The organism is Clostridium aceticum (assembly GCF_001042715.1).
Taxonomy (GTDB): Bacteria; Bacillota; Clostridia; order Peptostreptococcales; family Natronincolaceae; genus Andreesenella; species Andreesenella acetica.
The window spans coordinates 238,971-255,893 of record NZ_CP009687.1; the positions used below are offsets into that span (position 1 = coordinate 238,971).

Annotated in this window: 18 protein-coding genes; 16 read left to right on the forward strand and 2 right to left on the reverse strand. The window is 37.5% G+C overall.

The window, feature by feature from the left end; translation table 11 throughout:
- Window positions 1–40 precede the first annotated feature (40 nt).
- From murA to gloA, 11 genes are all read left to right on the forward strand, one after another.
- The gene (gene murA / locus CACET_RS01110; RefSeq protein ID WP_044826075.1) at window positions 41–1,306 is read left to right on the forward strand and encodes a UDP-N-acetylglucosamine 1-carboxyvinyltransferase; all 1,266 of its coding nucleotides are present in this window, start codon (window positions 41–43) and stop codon (window positions 1,304–1,306) included.
- An 88-nt stretch (window positions 1,307–1,394) separates the two neighbouring features.
- Complete coding sequence (gene spoIID / locus CACET_RS01115) at window positions 1,395–2,396, forward strand: stage II sporulation protein D (protein ID WP_044826076.1); 1,002 nt, start codon at window positions 1,395–1,397, stop codon at window positions 2,394–2,396.
- Window positions 2,397–2,673: 277 nt separating this feature from the next.
- Complete coding sequence (locus CACET_RS19305) at window positions 2,674–3,519, forward strand: M23 family metallopeptidase (RefSeq protein WP_052661537.1); 846 nt, start codon at window positions 2,674–2,676, stop codon at window positions 3,517–3,519.
- 200 nt (window positions 3,520–3,719) lie between these two features.
- Complete coding sequence (gene spoIIID / locus CACET_RS01125) at window positions 3,720–3,989, forward strand: sporulation transcriptional regulator SpoIIID (protein WP_044826077.1); 270 nt, start codon at window positions 3,720–3,722, stop codon at window positions 3,987–3,989.
- A 142-nt stretch (window positions 3,990–4,131) separates the two neighbouring features.
- Window positions 4,132–5,154, forward strand: coding sequence for a rod shape-determining protein (gene mreB / locus CACET_RS01130; protein WP_044826078.1), 1,023 nt, complete (start codon window positions 4,132–4,134; stop codon window positions 5,152–5,154).
- Window positions 5,155–5,332: 178 nt separating this feature from the next.
- Complete coding sequence (locus tag CACET_RS01135) at window positions 5,333–6,421, forward strand: flagellar hook-basal body protein (RefSeq protein ID WP_044826079.1); 1,089 nt, start codon at window positions 5,333–5,335, stop codon at window positions 6,419–6,421.
- Between the two features lie 207 nt (window positions 6,422–6,628).
- Complete coding sequence (gene flgG, locus CACET_RS01140; protein ID WP_479722649.1) at window positions 6,629–7,429, forward strand: flagellar basal-body rod protein FlgG; 801 nt, start codon at window positions 6,629–6,631, stop codon at window positions 7,427–7,429.
- A gap of 32 nt (window positions 7,430–7,461) precedes the next feature.
- The gene (locus tag CACET_RS01145; protein WP_044826080.1) at window positions 7,462–7,773 is read left to right on the forward strand and encodes a rod-binding protein; all 312 of its coding nucleotides are present in this window, start codon (window positions 7,462–7,464) and stop codon (window positions 7,771–7,773) included.
- Window positions 7,774–7,868: 95 nt separating this feature from the next.
- Entirely contained in the window at window positions 7,869–8,006 is a 138-nt protein-coding gene (locus CACET_RS20315; protein WP_158385935.1) for a hypothetical protein, read from the forward strand.
- Window positions 7,997–8,431 carry a 3-hydroxyacyl-ACP dehydratase FabZ gene (fabZ, locus tag CACET_RS01150; RefSeq protein WP_144414695.1) on the forward strand — a complete coding sequence of 145 codons (435 nt, stop codon included), beginning with the start codon at window positions 7,997–7,999 and terminating at the stop codon, window positions 8,429–8,431. The genes CACET_RS20315 and fabZ overlap by 10 nt, the downstream gene beginning before the upstream one ends.
- 230 nt (window positions 8,432–8,661) lie before the next feature.
- Window positions 8,662–9,045, forward strand: a complete 384-nt coding sequence (gloA, locus tag CACET_RS01155; RefSeq protein WP_044826081.1) for a lactoylglutathione lyase — start codon at window positions 8,662–8,664, stop codon at window positions 9,043–9,045.
- A gap of 73 nt (window positions 9,046–9,118) precedes the next feature.
- Here the strand turns inward: gloA and CACET_RS01160 are convergent, their stop codons facing one another.
- Window positions 9,119–9,910: a sugar phosphate isomerase/epimerase family protein gene (locus tag CACET_RS01160; protein ID WP_044826082.1), complete on the reverse strand. Its 792-nt coding sequence runs from the start codon at window positions 9,908–9,910 to the stop codon at window positions 9,119–9,121.
- A gap of 181 nt (window positions 9,911–10,091) precedes the next feature.
- Between CACET_RS01160 and deoC the strand changes: the two genes are divergently transcribed.
- Window positions 10,092–10,760, forward strand: coding sequence for a deoxyribose-phosphate aldolase (gene deoC, locus CACET_RS01165; RefSeq protein ID WP_044826083.1), 669 nt, complete (start codon window positions 10,092–10,094; stop codon window positions 10,758–10,760).
- A 73-nt stretch (window positions 10,761–10,833) separates the two neighbouring features.
- Here the strand turns inward: deoC and CACET_RS01170 are convergent, their stop codons facing one another.
- Window positions 10,834–11,511 carry a SurA N-terminal domain-containing protein gene (locus CACET_RS01170; protein ID WP_044826084.1) on the reverse strand — a complete coding sequence of 226 codons (678 nt, stop codon included), beginning with the start codon at window positions 11,509–11,511 and terminating at the stop codon, window positions 10,834–10,836.
- A 677-nt stretch (window positions 11,512–12,188) separates the two neighbouring features.
- Between CACET_RS01170 and CACET_RS01175 the strand changes: the two genes are divergently transcribed.
- The 4 genes from CACET_RS01175 (at window position 12,189) to CACET_RS01190 (ending at window position 16,864) form a co-directional block, all read left to right on the forward strand.
- Window positions 12,189–13,883, forward strand: a complete 1,695-nt coding sequence (locus tag CACET_RS01175) for a phospho-sugar mutase (protein ID WP_044826085.1) — start codon at window positions 12,189–12,191, stop codon at window positions 13,881–13,883.
- A gap of 216 nt (window positions 13,884–14,099) precedes the next feature.
- A complete protein-coding gene (locus CACET_RS01180; RefSeq protein WP_044826086.1) occupies window positions 14,100–14,777 on the forward strand; it encodes a response regulator transcription factor in 678 nt (225 codons plus the stop codon).
- Window positions 14,744–16,192, forward strand: coding sequence for a sensor histidine kinase (locus tag CACET_RS01185; RefSeq protein WP_082058294.1), 1,449 nt, complete (start codon window positions 14,744–14,746; stop codon window positions 16,190–16,192). Before CACET_RS01180 ends, CACET_RS01185 begins: the two co-directional genes overlap by 34 nt.
- Window positions 16,193–16,282: 90 nt before the next feature.
- Complete coding sequence (locus CACET_RS01190) at window positions 16,283–16,864, forward strand: GerMN domain-containing protein (RefSeq protein ID WP_044826088.1); 582 nt, start codon at window positions 16,283–16,285, stop codon at window positions 16,862–16,864.
- The last annotated feature ends 59 nt before the right edge of the window (window positions 16,865–16,923 follow it).

A 16,923-nucleotide genomic window follows, 5' to 3' on the forward strand; every position in this document is an offset into this window, starting at 1 on the left:
AAATTGTATTTTGGCAGCTATGGAAAGTGAGGAGTAAATATTGGCAAAAATAGTCGTTGAAAAAAGTCAACCATTAAAAGGTACGGTCCGAATCAGCGGAGCGAAAAATTCTGTACTGCCTATTTTAGCAGCATCTCTGTTGGCAACAGAAAAGTGTTTATTAGAAGATGTACCTCCTTTAAGAGATGTAGATGTTATCTGCGAGGTGTTAGCTACTTTAGGAGCCGATATAAAAAGATTAAATAGAGAACAAATCGAAATAAGAGCACATAAAATTGATGATTTCGAAGCACCCTACGAGTTGATCAGAAAAATGAGAGCTTCTTTCCTAGTGATGGGACCACTTTTGGCCCGCATGGGGAAGGCCAGAATCTCTATGCCAGGAGGATGTGCCATAGGCACTAGACCTATCGACTTGCACCTAAAGGGATTTAAAGCCTTAGGTGCTACCATTACACTAGGTCACGGCTTTGTGGAAGCAAAGGCAGATAAACTGATAGGAAATAAAATTTATTTAGATTTTCCTAGTGTAGGAGCAACAGAAAACATCATGATGGCGGCAGTTCTAGCAGAGGGACAAACCATTATTGAAAATGCTGCAGAAGAACCAGAAATAACAGATCTTGCAAACTTTTTAAATAAGATGGGAGCCAAGATCAAGGGTGCTGGTACAGATACCATAAAGATCATGGGGGTAGAAAAGCTAACTGGTACTACCCACACTGTGATTCCTGATAGAATAGAAGCTGGAACCTATATGGTGGCGGCAGCTATGACGGGAGGAAACGTCCTTATTGACAATGCGGAAGCAGATCATTTAAAACCTATCATCGCAAAGCTAAGAGAAAGTGACGTAGAGATTTACGAAGAAGGTAATGGTTTAAGGGTCATCGGTCCTAAACGATTAAAACCAGTAGATATTAAGACACTACCTTATCCAGGGTTTCCTACAGATATGCAGGCACAGTTTATGGCCTTGTTGAGCGTTGCTGAGGGTACCAGTGTTATCATTGAAACAGTGTTTGAAAATCGATTTATGCATGTCAGTGAAATGAAAAGAATGGGTGCTGATATAAAGATAGAAGGCCGCAGTGCTATTATAGAAGGACAAAAAGTTCTGACAGGGGCACCAGTGAAGGCCACAGACCTTAGAGCTGGAGCAGCCTTGATCTTGGCGGGCTTAGTATCTGAAGGCAAAACAGAAATTGGCAACATCGAACATATCCAAAGGGGTTATGTAGATGTGGAAAAGAAATTCAGAGGCCTAGGAGCCAATGTTTATAGAGTAGAAGAGGAAGTAAAGTAGTTCTAAAACCTTCATTGATGGCATATACCTTATTTATGATAAAGATCATCCTAAGGATGATAAAATTGACAATAAGGGGATATGCCAAATGAAGGGTATTTTTTTTGCCTGTATACTGTTTTTAGTCACTACCCTCCTGCTACCGATATTTATTTTAAATAGCTGTGATATGGAGGTACCCTTAAGGAAAAGTACTGTCGTAGAAGAGATACGGGAATCTGATATGAAAATTCATGTTTACAATCATGAAACAAAAAAAATTATGGAACTATATTTAGAAGAATATATCACGCAGGTAGTGGCAGCAGAAATGCCCGGTAGTTTTGAGCTAGAGGCATTAAAGGCACAGGCAGTAGCTGCTAGAACCTACGCCATATGGCGTCAAAACATCTACGGAGAAGAAGGACATCCCTCTCATCCAGGGGCTAGTGTTTGTACCAGTCATGCCCACTGTCAAGAATGGTTGTCTCTTGAGGAACTAACAAACCGCCACGGTAAAAGGTGGGTAGAGGAATATCTCCCTAAGATAGAAGAGTCGGTTCTCTCTACCGCAGGCGTAATCATGACCTATAACATGCAACCCATTGAACCGCTGTATCACTCCACCAGCGGAGGAAAAACAGAAAATTCAGAGGATGTATTTGCCTCAGCGCTGCCTTATTTGAGAAGTGTTTCCAGTCCCTATGAGGAAAGATCTCCTGTACTGGTGGATCAAAAAGAGGTTTCCATAGAAGCCTTTATCAACAGTATGAGGAGCAAAAACAGAGATATTCAGATCAATAGAAACAACATTGCTTCCGAGATAAGAATACTGGAAAGAAATCAAGGAGGCAGCATAAAAAACATCCAAATCGGCAACAAAACCTTTACAGGTTCTGAAATACGTCAACTGTTTGAACTAAGATCAGCAGACTTCTCTGTAGACGTTAGTAGAAATCATATTACCTTCACCACAAGAGGCTATGGACACGGGGTAGGCATGAGCCAGTGGGGAGCAAATGGTATGGCGGAGGAAGGCAAAACCTATAAGGAAATCTTAAAACACTATTATCAAGGGGTCACTCTAAGTAAACTTACCAGTTATCAGTAGTGGAGTGAAAAGTCCTGTACGCTAAAACTTTAAGACCCATTCGCTACGCTCAGGGTGACCCTTTCGGTTATCGTGGTGAGCGGAGCCATGGGGACGGTTCGAGCGCTTCCGAAGCGCAGCAAAGGACCAAAGGGAAAGCGATGGAACCGTCCCCGTGGCGTACGTGGCGTAGCACCCGTGGCATAGCAGTATAGCACAAAAAAATTACAATTCCACCTCCAACTTTATGTATAAATTGTTGCAAACAGGCGATAATTACAGGTGGAGGTGGAATTGTATGTCTTTTCAAAATAATAATAATAACGATGGAAAAAAACCAAAAAAATCCCTTGATAGGTTTTTAGACAAACAAGGGTTTTACCTTATTTTGTTACTATGCGTTTCAGTGGTCTTAGTAACTGCGGTTTGGGTATCTAGGCAAGAAAATGAATTTCTTGCAGAGAAGACACCAGAAAATGTAGAAGAAGAGTTAAGTAGGGTAGAAGTAACCTTGGTAGAAGAAGATGCAGAAGCTGATGAAGATATTCAAGAAACAGCGATACAGCAAAAACCTAATGAGGAAATAGAGTTAAAAGAAAGTCCTCGAAATATGCCGCAAGAAGAAGCAAGAGCGGAGGAGGCAAAACCACAGGAAGCAGCACCGCAGGAGGTAAAGCCGCAGGAACCTAAGCCAGAAGAAACAAAACCAGAACCTGCAGCAGCTACTCAAGAGGTGATGATTCAACCAGTAACAGGAAAAGTAGGTTTAACCTACGCAATGGATCACTTAGTATATCATGAAACGTTGGAGCATTGGAGTACCCATGATGGTATAGATATCCATGCAGAAGAGGGAGCCCCTGTAAGAGCCGTATTAGACGGGGAGGTCGTAGAAGTTCTCAATGATACGATTATGGGAATTACTATTACATTGCTACACGATGAAGATTTACTTACTAGATACAGCAACTTATCCACTGATGCTATGGTAAAGGTAGGGCAAACTGTTGCAAAGGGCCAAGTCATTAGTGGCGTAGGCAGGACAGCTGCTATGAAAACAGTAGAAGGACCTTTGCTTCATTTCCAAGTATTAGAAGATGGAAGGGCTGTAGACCCTCAAAGCTATTTACCAAAACTCAATTAAGGATCATAACATGGGGAGCAAATCATTTGCTCCCCATGTTATTTTATAAGTCTTCATTTTGTTGTATAGCTTAAAATACACTATCCTCACATAGACAGTAAAAAAGTTTATTCTCTTAAATATTGATAAAATAACAATTCTAAACTTTCACCTTCCCTCATATTATAAAATAAGACGCAAAACAGAGGGGGGTCACAAAGTTGAAGGACTATATAGAAAAACGAGTGATCGAAATTGCTCGTTATATCATCGAAGAAGAATCTACCGTTAGACAAACCGCTCGTGTATTTGGAGTTAGTAAAAGTACTGTCCATAAAGATGTTACAGAAAGACTTCCGAAGATAAACCCTCTAGTGGCAAATCAAGTAAAAAATATACTTGAAGTAAATAAAGCCGAAAGACATATCAGAGGCGGTAGGGCCACGAAGATAAAATATAAGGGCGATAGAGTTGCTGAAGCCAAAGGTTAAAATCTCCTGTTATAACAGGAGATTTTTTGTTGGGAAAAAATTAAAATAAAAAAAGGATTTTACCTAATCCATATAGAACTAATAATGTTGAACATATTAATTTAAGTGTTCAGTAAAGACAAAATTGAAGGTGGGGGGAAAAATGTTCGGATTCAGTTCAGATATAGGTATCGATTTAGGAACTGCCAGTGTGCTTGTTTTTGTAAAGGGAAAAGGTATTGTTTTACAAGAACCATCGGTGGTAGCTATTGATAAAAATACAAACAGCATACTGGCAGTAGGGCAGGATGCTCGTAAAATGTTAGGGAGAACACCTGGAAACATCGTAGCCATAAGGCCCCTAAAAGATGGTGTGATTTCTGACTATAATGTTACAGAAAAAATGTTGAAATACTTTATTAACAAAACAGTAGGAAAAAAATGGGTATTTAAGCCTAAAATTATCGTATGTGTTCCTAGTGGTGTTACAGAAGTAGAAAAAAGAGCAGTTATTGATGCTACAAATGAAGCTGGTGCTAGGGCAACCTATCTTATCGAGGAGCCTATTGCAGCTGCCATAGGAGCAGGGCTAGACATTGCCCAAGCCAATGGTCACATGATCGTGGATATTGGAGGGGGTACTACTGATGTTGCTGTAATTTCTCTTGGAGGAATTGTTGTAAGCAACTCCATCAAAGTAGCTGGTGATAAGTTTGATGAAGCAATTATACGCTATATGCGAAAAAAACATAATATTATGATTGGTGAGAGAACCGCTGAAGAAATGAAAATCCATATCGGCGGTGCTCAAAAAAGGGATGAAGAGATCAAGATGAATGTACGAGGAAGAAATCTTGTTTCAGGTCTTCCGGTAAATATAGAAGTGGGTAGTCATGAAATGGCGGAAGCCTTAGAAGAAAGTGTTATGGCTATTGCTGATACTGTACATTCTGTTTTAGAAAAAACTCCTCCAGAATTGGCGTCTGATATCGCTGACCAAGGTATTGTTATGACCGGTGGCGGTGCTCTCTTGTGGGGATTTGATCAGTTGATTTCCAACCGAACAGGTATTGCTGTAAGAGTTGCAGAGGAGGCTATTTCCTGCGTAGCAAAAGGGACAGGACAAGCCTTGGATTCATTGCAAATCTTAGAAGGCGATATGAGAATGAGAAAATCCAGAAGATAAGTACTAAAGATTCTAGTAGAATAAGCCGATATATAAATGAAGAACGAAAAATTTCGGAGTCATGGAGACGGTTCTCTGTCCCTGTGGCATAGCGGATATAGATATTTGTCTAAGACGCTGTGATATACTAAGAAAAATATACATAGTCAACGTAACTTTAAAAGTGGAGTGAAGGAATATGCTAAGAGGACTTTATACAGCTGTGTCAGCCATGCAAACAACACAGAAAAAATTAGATGTATCTTCTAATAATATGGCCAATGTCAATACTACTGGATTTAAAAAGGATGTTCTCATCTCCGAATCTTTTCCAGAAGTGTTGGTAAAAAAAATCAATGGAAGTCTACCCGCAGAACCTTATATTGGAACATTGCAGGTAGAGGTAGAAAGGGATGGAGAAGGTTTTCGGCTATCCACAGAATCAGGCTATTTTATGGCGGAGGGACCACTAGGAACCAGTCATAGTTCCTTTACTAGCTTTGCAGTAGACGAAGAAGGTTATTTAAAAACCTTTACTAGAGATCTGCATGGGAGGATCGACACCAGAGAAGGGAATTATATACTAGATGCCAATGGCAATAGGATTTTGATAGAAGGAAATGACATAGAAGTGACCCAGCAAGGTCAAGTAGCAGCCAATGGGCAAATCGTGGCCAATTTGGTGACAAGACCTGGTTTTAACACCATAGGAACCATCAATAGCGGCCTAAGGATGGAGAAGATTCAGACCTACTTTACACAGGGGACTATGGAGGAAACCGGAAATTCTTTGGACTTAGCTATAGAAGGCAATGGCTTTTTTAAAGTGAATACCCCTATGGGGGAAATGTATACCCGTAATGGTAACTTTACTTTAGATAACAATGGAGAAATCGTTACAAAGGAAGGTTATCATCTCATAGGACAGTTAGGTTCTATTCTGATAGAAGAGGACTTTGATATAAAGGACTTTAGAATAGGAGAAGATGGTGCTATTGTCTTAAATAATCAAGTGATTGATTTTATTGATATGATCAATATCACCAATGTGAATGTACTGCGGAAACATGGAGAAGGTTTCTATAGGGTTGCAGAAGGAGGAGAAATAGAGGCAGAGCCTTTTGAAGGCAGGGTTTTACAGGGTTATTTAGAAGCCTCCAATATCAATCCCGTAGCTGAAATGGTAAACATGATTACGGTACTAAGAGCTTATGAATCTAATCAGAAAGTAGTACAGGCCTATGATGAAATTTTGCAAAAAGCTGTAAACGAGATAGGTAGAGTGTAATATACATTATTTGAGATATCATTAGAGTTAACTTAAGCTATAATTTGTCATCTTGAGTGGCGCAAAGCGGAGTCGAAGGATCTTAGTGTTAGTAAAGTTCTTCGTTACTCCAAGATCCTTCGCTACGCTCAGGATGACAGTTCCAGAGGGTTTTGATAATAACTGTACTAAGTTAACGGCTATGTTTGAGATATAAGATGAGGGGGAATGATTGTGCGTGCTTTATGGACAGCGGCTTCAGGCATGAAAGCTCAGCAACTAAGTGTAGATACCATTGCCAACAACTTGGCAAATGTGAATACCACAGGTTATAAAAGACAAAAGGTAGAATTTAAAGATTTGCTTTATGCCACCATAAGAAAGAGTGATCTAAATGATGGTGTAGGAAGTCCAGTAAATCTGCAGGTTGGACATGGTGTCATGCCTATGGCAACTTCCAGAGTCTTTACTACCGGCAACTTAGAATCCACGGGAAATCCCTTTGACTTTGCCATAGAGGGGGAAGGATTTTTTGTTGTAGAAACCCCTACAGGAGAATTTCGTTACACAAGGGATGGTAATTTTAAACTCAGTGTAGATTTTGACGAGGTGCGATTGGTTACTGCCGATGGTTATACGGTATTGTCAGAGTTTGATGATGAAATCGCCTTTATGGAAGGTATCAGTAACATCAATGTTTCTGAAACAGGGCTAATCACGGGTGAAAATCAAGATGGAGAGATTGAAGAAATCGCCACCATCAAACTTGTAAAGTTCTTAAACCCTGAAGGGCTAGAGGCTATAGGGAAAAATCTATATAAAGCTACTGTTGCATCAGGTGAAGAAATCCCAATGGAGGATGAAAACCGCACAAGTACTATCAGACAGGGTTATCTTGAAACCTCTAATGTCCAGATCGTTGATGAAATGGTGCGAATGATTACAGCCCAAAGGGCTTACGAGATAAGTTCCAAGACAATACAGACAGCAGATGATATGCTGGGTATGGCCAACAATCTTAAACGATAATAAGCGAGCAATGTTTTAAGGAGGAAGCTTTTATGAAGGTTAATGATCACATGCTGCAATTTGCCAGCGCTCAAAAAATTCAAAACAAAAATCTTACGGAAGACCCAGAAAAACTGATGGAGGCATGTAAGGAGTTTGAAGCTATCTTCCTAAATATGATGCTGCAACAGATGAGAAAAACAATTACTGAGGATGGTTTTGTAGAGAAAAGCTATGGACGAGAGATTTATGAAAGCATGCAGGATGAAGAAATTTCAAAGGAGATGGCTAGAGGCCAGGGTATTGGACTTGCAAAACAACTCTATCAACAACTATCTAGAAATATAAAAACTTCTGCTGAGTAGAGAAAAAATATTTTTTGCTTAAAAGACATATACTAGGAACATGAATTTATGTCATTGTGAAGGAAGTGTGGGGATGGTTCGAGCATTTCTGAAGTATGCTTATTCGTGTTTTTGTCATTCAGAAGGCAGTGAAGAATCTCGTGTTTCAAGCCTTTAAGATCCTTCGCTACGCTCAGGATGACGAGAAGGAACTATCCCCAAGGTTCCAGGAAGGAGGAGATGAATGGAACTAAATATCATGGAAATTCAAAAAAGAATTCCTCACCGCTACCCTTTTTTACTGGTTGACAGGATTATAGAAATAGAAGAGGGAAAGTCAGCGATAGGTATAAAAAATGTCACGATGAACGAACCTTTTTTTCAAGGACACTTCCCTCAGATGCCTCTTATGCCAGGGGTACTGATGGTAGAGGCTTTAGCCCAGGTGGCAGGTATTGTCTGCGGTGGTATAGAGGAAAACAAAGGAAAAATAGGGGTTTTTACCAGTATAGATAACTGCAAATTTAGAAGACAAGTAGTCCCAGGAGATCAGCTGAGACTAGAAGTAACGATTACTGCCTTTAGAAGAGGCATTGCTAAGGCAGAAGGAAAAGCCTATGTAGGAGAAGAATTGGCTTGTGCTGCAAACTTGAGTTTTGCTATGATCGATGAAAAATAATAGAAAACATATAGTTTCCAAAGTCCCCTTACATGTAGATAGTTATATTACTTTAACTGTTTACTATAAGGGGAATTTTGTTTCTTCGCTACGCTATAACTTAAAGAGCTATTTTGTGATTGTTATAGTATTTATAATGAAGGGCATAATGCTATTGAAAAAAAGATAAAGTATTTTATGTTATAATATAAAGATAGTTGGTTTATTTATAAATAAGGAGGAGTCAGTAAATGAATTACAAAATGCTACATACTTGTATCAGAGTAATGGATTTGGAGAAGTCTTTAAAGTTTTATCAGGAAGCATTAGGACTAAAGGAAACTAGGAGAAAGGATTTTCCTGAACATGAATTTACTTTAGTTTACTTGAGTGATGTGTCAGGACAATATGAACTAGAGTTAACCTATAACTACAATCCAGAGAAACCTTATGAAATAGGAAATGGATTTAGCCATATAGCAGTTGCTGTAGAGGATTTAGAGGAATCTAGAAAAAGACATGAAGAAATGGGTTATAAGGTTACAAAGCTAATGGGACTTCCAGATAGCCCCCCTAGATTTTATTTTGTAACAGATCCAGATGGCTATGATGTTGAGGTAATAAGAGCTGACTAATTGGCAAAGTTGCGTGATTAGTAAAAGTATTGGTTTGTTTTTAAATATAGAGGGTCATGATCAGTAGGTAAACCTATCGATCATGACCCTTTTTTAAGAAAGTTTTCAGTTGTTTTAAGTTTTCTTGCTGCACTTCTATACTTTCAAAAATCTCACAAATGATAATACCGTTGTACTGTGTTTCTTTAAGCTTTGTAAAAAAATCTTCAAAATCAATATTCCCTTCTCCTAAAGGCAAGTGCTGGTCTTTTTCTCCGTGATTATCGTGAAGATGAATATATTGGAGACGTTGTTCATAGGATTCAACCCATGTAGCTAACTGACTTTTGCCAAGGGCATGGGCATGACCTGTATCCAGACAGGCAGCCAAATAGGGAGAGTCTATTGTATCAACGATATTTTTGATTAATTGAGGATTTTTATTGTGTACGTTTTCTATAACCGCAGTGATTTGGAAGGATTCACACTCTTTGATCAGATTCTTCCAAAAGAGAATGCTTTCTTCTAACAAATAATCTTCATAATTATCGTAATATGCCGCAGGATCATAATCTGAATGAACCACCATAAACTTTGCATTCAATGCCTTAGCTGCTGCCAATGTCTGACAGTAACGCTGTGTGCATACACTTCGAACTAAAGGGTCAAAGCTAGTAGGGTGCAGATCAATATAGGGTCCATGAAGGGTTAAAAGACCTTGATAGTTTTTTAAGACGTTGTTGTATTGTTCAATAATCCTATCACGGTTTTCGTCTAAATTGCTAGGCATAACAAAATCTTGGATTTCTAAGCAATTGTATGTCTCTTGATAAAAATCAGGATGTTGATTTAGTTTTTCTAGGTAAATACCAGTACCGATTTTCATAGCTATTCTCCATTTTTTTACTTTCAGATTAACATGTATTTTTTTTAATGTCAAATCAGGGTGAGGATGTCTTTTTATATTGACACCTATAGGGAAGAATGATAATATAGCTTAAAGATTTTTGACAATAAAATTTAAGTAAATAATAGAAGAATTAAATATTTTAGAGGGTGGGAAATGTATGATTTCAAATAAAATCAAAGAAAAAGTTGCAGGAATGATTGATCACACGATTTTAAAGCCAGAGGCTACAAAGGAAGAGATTATACAGCTATGTGATGAAGCTAAGAGGTATAATTTTGCTTCAGTGTGTATTCATCCACATTTTGTCCCTTTGGCATATGATCTGCTTAAGGATACTGATGTTAAGGTTTGTACGGTAATAGGTTTTCCTTTAGGTTTAAATACTACTGAGGTTAAAAGGTATGAAACCAAGAAGGCAATTGAGGCAGGGGCTACAGAGGTAGATATGGTGATCAATGTAGGTCAGTTGAAGGACAAAAATTATGAATTTGTACTAAAGGATATTAAAGCAGTAGTTGATGAAGCTAAAGTTAAAGCTATTGTTAAAGTAATTATTGAAACATGTATATTAACTAAGGAAGAAAAGGTAAAGGCGTGTAAGATATGCGTGGATGCCGGGGCTGACTTTGTTAAGACATCTACTGGGTTTAATAAAGGAGGGGCAACTAAAGAAGATATTGAACTAATGAGCAGTATTGTTCACCCTAAGCTGAAGGTTAAGGCATCTGGAGGCATAAGGTCGGCGGCGGATGCTGTTATGATGATAGAAGCAGGTGCAGATAGAATTGGTACTAGTTCTGGTGTGAAAATCCTTAATGAAGCATAAAATTACTATGTATAAAGCACACCCTCCTAGCTTTGCTTTACTAGGAGGGTGTGCTTTATATAGTTAAGGAGGATTAAAGTAAAATCTGGATATTGCTTTGTGCTTTTAAGGTTTCAATAAGTTCGGTAAAGGTTGTTTGGAACTTTTGGTACTTCAATTCTTCCTCTAATTCAAATCTCATTTCTTCAAACTCTGCTAGATCTTCCATAAACTCGCTGTAGTCATCGTACAAAGCTCTAATTTCTTCTTCTGATACTTCCAGATCACCAATTTCATTTTCCATATATTGAGAAATAATTATCTCGTCAGCGATACTTTTTTCTAATGATTCTAAGGTTAGTTGATGCGTTTCTAAGATGGTGGTAAATTCTTCTTCGCTGCTGAATTGAGCTTTGATTTGCTCTATTTCATGTGCTATTTCCTCTGTAGAAGCTGTGTAATTCTTTTCAAAGGCATCCTGCAAAAGTAATTGTTGTTGAATTAAATTATTTAAGGCTTCTTCTTGTAGCAACTCTAATATTTCTTTGCTTTCTTCACTATCAAAATCTAAGCCGAATTGTTGATAGGATAGCTTCATGTTTTCTACCATATTTTCAAAATCTACCCTTTGAATCTCCGTATCATTTACAAGGGCTACAACAGCTCCCTCTTCTTCTGCTGGACCTGATACATTGTTATCTGTTGAGGAACAAGCTGAAACTGAAATCAATAATACTATTGATAATATAATTAAAAATAACTTTCGTAACAAATGAAAAACTCCCTTCATAATATATAGTATTTTTAAATTGCTCGTAATTACTATCCTAACACAAAATCTACTTATTTTCAAATAGATTAACCTATAGAGTAAGATGTTGCTTATAACCTTATAACTGAGTATAGCAGTGAATTATAAACTGTAAATAAATAAAGCATTAAATTTTTATTAAATATTGTGTTAAATCATGGTGTTTTGAGAAGTGAAAATAGAAATATACTAACTTGAGTTGTGCGATTATTTAGTGTAGAGATGAAAATTAAATATACGCCCTCATTTTATCCCAAGTATTGACAAGGCTTTCAAATGTTTTCCCTTAATATATTTAACTTTCCCTCGATATAGTTTGAAAACTGCACAAGCTTTAGATACTAATTATATTAACATAGAAGTTATAAATTTTATATTATAATATTTCCATAAATAGAAAGAATAGTAATAGAAACAAAAAAACATCTAAAAAAATTGATATAAAAATCAAAAATAGTCATAATTATAGATAAGTAAAAGCAGATAAAGCTGGCAGCTAGTAAATAAAAAAACTAATTACTAGGCTCTAACTGGCAAAACTCCACAAAACCTAGTATAATAGAAATGTAATTTACAAAATTAGGAATAAGTGTAGATAAAGAATATTCTATCCATAGAATGAGATGGGGGGAGATGAAATGGACTTACAGACCATAAAAAACTACGAGACATGGTTATTTGATCCATATTTTGACGATACAACAAGAGAAGAATTGAAAGAAATTATGGGTAAGGAAAAGGAAATAGAAGATCGTTTTTATAGGGATTTAGAGTTTGGCACAGCAGGCCTCAGAGGCATTATTGGCGCTGGTACCAATAGGATCAATAAATATACTGTCAGAAAAGCCACACAAGGCCTGGCTAATTACATAAAATCTCACGGGGAAGAAGCTATGGACCGTGGTGTAGTAATCGCTTATGACTCAAGACATATGTCTAAGGAATTTACCGAAGAAGCTGCTTTGGTTTTAGCTGCTAATGGTATAAAGGCCTTTGTATTTGAAGATCTTAGACCTACTCCAGAACTTTCCTTCGCTGTAAGATACTTAAAAGCTATAGCGGGGATTGTGGTTACTGCTAGTCATAATCCTCCTGAATATAATGGTTATAAGGTATACTGGGAGGATGGGGCGCAGGTAGCCACTAGGATAGCCGAAGAAATTACAGAAGAAATTCAGCAAATCTATGACCTATATAAAGTGCTTCCAATGGACAGAACAGAAGCCCAAAGAGCCAAGTTGTTTCAATATATAGGAAAAGAGGTGGATGATGCCTATATACAGTCTGTAAAAAGTCAATCCCTAAGGGGGGAAACGATTCAACAGGTGACAAAAGACTTTAAGATTGTTTTCACGCCTCTTCATGGTACTGGAAACCTTCCGGTAAGAAGAGTATTAAAAGAAGTAGGATTTGAGAATGTGTTGGTGGTAGCGGATCAAGAATTACCAGATCCCAACTTTTCTACAGTAGCTTATCCCAATCCAGAGGAGGAAGCAGCTTTTCGATTAGCCATTGAGTTAGCGCAAAAACAAGGTGCTCATCTTGTGATTGGTACAGACCCTGACTGTGATAGGGTTGGTGTGGTAGTCAAAAACAAAGAAGGGAAATACACCACACTTACCGGCAACCAAATAGGAGCTTTGCTGGTGGAGTATATACTTTCTACATTGCAGGAAAAACAAAATCTCCCTTCTAATGCTGTGATTGTAAAAACCATTGTTACTAGCGAGATGGGGGCGACGATTGCAAAAAAGCATAATGTAGATATTATAAATACTTTGACTGGATTTAAATATATCGGAGAAAAAATAAAAGAGTTTGAGAAAACTGGAGAAAAAATGTTTTTGTTTGGTTATGAAGAAAGTTATGGCTATTTAGCAGGTACTCACGCCAGAGACAAGGATGCGGTGGTAGCTTCTATGTTAATCTGTGAAATGGCCGCCTTTTATTATGCTAAAGGATTTACCCTTTATGAAGGGTTGATAGAGCTTTATAAAAAGTATGGCTATTATTTAGAAGATTTAAAGTCTGTCACTTTGCAGGGTAAGGAAGGAATGGAAAAAATACAAAACACGCTGGAGGCTTTTAGAAATAACCCGCCCTTTGAAATAGGAGGATATAAGGTGAATTTGTTAGAAGATTATTTAAACCAAAATAAACTGCCTAAGGAGAATGTACTGAAATTTATCTTAGAAAATAACACATGGGTGTGCTTAAGGCCCTCTGGAACAGAGCCGAAATTAAAAATTTATTGCGGGGTAGTAGAGGATTCGCTGGAAGATTGCAGAAAAAAAGTAGATAGTTTGATACATGCTATTGTTGAAAAGATATAACTTTAATTATTAATAGAAAATACCATAAGCTGAACTTACTCTTACATTAATATATATGTAAGCAAGGAGACAAGCCCAATGCTAGGCTTGTCTCCTTGTTAATTTGGATATCCTATAAGTAGAGGTTTTAAGATTGTAAGCTCGCTTTGTTTGAAAGAAGCAAAAAAGGTATAATATATAAAATAGGCATCTATTTTAATAAGGAGTTGAAATTGTATGAAGTTATTGATTATCGATGACGAAAAGCTATTAATCAAGGGACTAAAAAAGAGTTTAGAGCAGGAGGGTTTTGAAGTTTTTACTGCTTACGATGGAGAAGAAGGCCTTCGTGTTTTTGAAACCAATAGCTTCGATTTACTGATTCTAGATTTAATGCTGCCAAGGATTGATGGTATTACCCTTTGTCGCATGATTCGTCAGCACAGTGAAGTACCTATTATTATGCTCACAGCTAAGGATAGTGATATTGATAAAATACTGGGACTAGAGCTGGGGGCAGATGATTATATGACAAAACCCTTTAATACGAGGGAGTTGATTGCTAGGATTCGTGCTATCCTTAGAAGAGTAGAAAAACAGGAGATTCAACAGGAAAGCGTCTATACATCTGGAGACTTGGTGGTAGACTCCGGTGGTCGCACTGTAAAAAAGGCTGCTAAAGAGGTTGAGCTGACACCTAAAGAGTTTGATATTTTAGAACTGTTGATAAGAAACAAAGGACGGGTTTTTCCGAGGGAAGAAATCTTCCGGCTTGTTTGGCAAGAACCATGTCTTGATACAAGGACTATTGATGTCCATATAAAAAATCTTAGGGAGAAATTAAAGGATCATGAAGACAGCTCCCCCATGATTCAAACAAAATGGGGTGTAGGTTATTACTTCAGAAGGGATTGATCAATATGCTTTCTTCTATAAAACAAAAACTGACGGCAATTTATATTATACTGATTTTACTTCCTTTATTTGTCATTAACTTTTTTTCTATAGAAAATATAAAGGAGTCTGTGCTGAGGGAAATAGAAGTAAACACTTTAAAAACTGCTAATATTCTTTCTAATATCAGCAGAGCCAATTTTGAAGATAAACTGGCTTTGAAGAACAGCATACAACAGTATAGTGGCATGGTGGGAGGAAGAATTCTTGTTCTTAACCATCAAGGGGTGGTTATCGTAGACAGTTTTAATTTGCTGGAGGACTCAGTGATTGACAATGAGGAGATTCGTCAAGCTCTAAATATGCAGGAAAAATTTGGTTACTACCAGACGGATAAGTATGTCCTACAGGCAGCAGTACCTATTTTACAAGTATCTGATTCTAGTAGGAAGGTACTGGGGGCAGTGCTGATATCCGTCAGCGTAGATAATGCCTTTGACACCATTTATGACTTCAGAAGCCGACTGATGGCTCTTTCTGTAGTAGCAGCTATCATAGGGGTATTTGCTGCTATCCTTGCCAGTGAAAAAATGGCAAAACCAATAGTCGCCTTATCGGAGACCACAAAAAGAATTGCAAAGGGACATTTGGGGGAAGTGGTAGAAATTAAATCAAGGGATGAAATAGGGAAACTGGCAGAAAACTTTAATCATATGAGTAGAGAATTGCACCGAGTAGATGAAGGAAGGATACAGTTTATAGGGGATGTGTCTCACGAACTAAAAACCCCTTTGGCTTCTATGAAGGCTTTGATCGATTCTTTGCTTTATGGTGAGGATGATCTTGAAGTCTATCGAGAATATTTAAAGGATATGGATGGTGAAATTGATCGTTTGGCAGACTTAGTAAGCTCCCTTTTGTCCTTAACCAAGATTGAGGAACAGGGGATTACCACTAACTTTTTTTCCTTAAGAAATCTTGTAGAGGATTCTGTAAAAATATTGCATCCTTTAGCGGAAAAGTATGAGGTAGAGGTAAAAATTGACTTAAAAAATCCACCAGAGGTGCGATGTGATGGAGAAAGAGTCAAAGAAGTTTTTATCAATCTTATTGACAATGCAATGAAGTATAGAGATATAGAAAAGTTACAAAGTAAAGTAGCCATTTTAGGAAGATGGGAAAGCCAGCACTATGAAATTAGTATTGAGGACAATGGGATTGGCATTGAAGAAAAAGAGATTCAATCTATCTTTGATAAGTTTTATCGTACCGACTTATCTCGCTCCAGAAATACGGGGGGAGCAGGGATTGGCTTATCTATTGTCAGTCGGATTCTTCAATTGCATCAGTGGAAGGTCGAGGCCAGCAGTCAACCGAAGGTGGGTACCAAGATTACCATTCTTATTCCTAAAAATTCTTTAAAGGTTTCTTCATAATTTCTTTACATTTATTTATGTGCTCTTCATATTCCTCCTGTATAATAAGATTAAGAAAGCATAAAGTGAAAAAAGAAAGGGAGATAAGTGATGAAAAAAATAAGTTTAATTTTATTGATGATGGCTATGATGGTGGCTTTTATTGGCTGCAATAGGACACCAGTAGAAACACCAGTACCTCCAGTACAAACAGAAAATCCCCAACCACTGGAAGGGACAGATACAGTAGTGGATCCAGCACCGGATGGAGAAATAACTAGAGTTACTTTATACTTTGCAAACAATGAATATATTGTGACTGGAGATGCCAGGGCTGAAAAAGTACTTCCTCTAGAAAGAGATATCACTGTAGGCGAAAAGTCAGTAGAAGAAATGATTTTACTAGAACTTCAAAACTCTCCGCAAGATGATGATTTATCTACAAACTTAGAAAATATCAAAGTACTTAGTGTAGATACAGCTGAAGGTGTAGCTTATGTAAATGTAGCAGGGGAAAGACTTAGTGGAGGTAGTCTTGAAGAAACTTTAGTGATTTACCAAATTGTATATTCTTTAACAGAGCTTGATGATATAGAAGCAGTACAATTTTTAGTGGATGGCAGTAAAAGAGAAACACTAATGGGTCATATGTCTATTGAAGAACCTCTAAAAAGAGAAGATTTTAGTCTTTAGAAAAAGGGAGAAGCGGGCTTCTCTCTTTTATTTTCTTGTGATGCAGTAAGGTTTCTGCT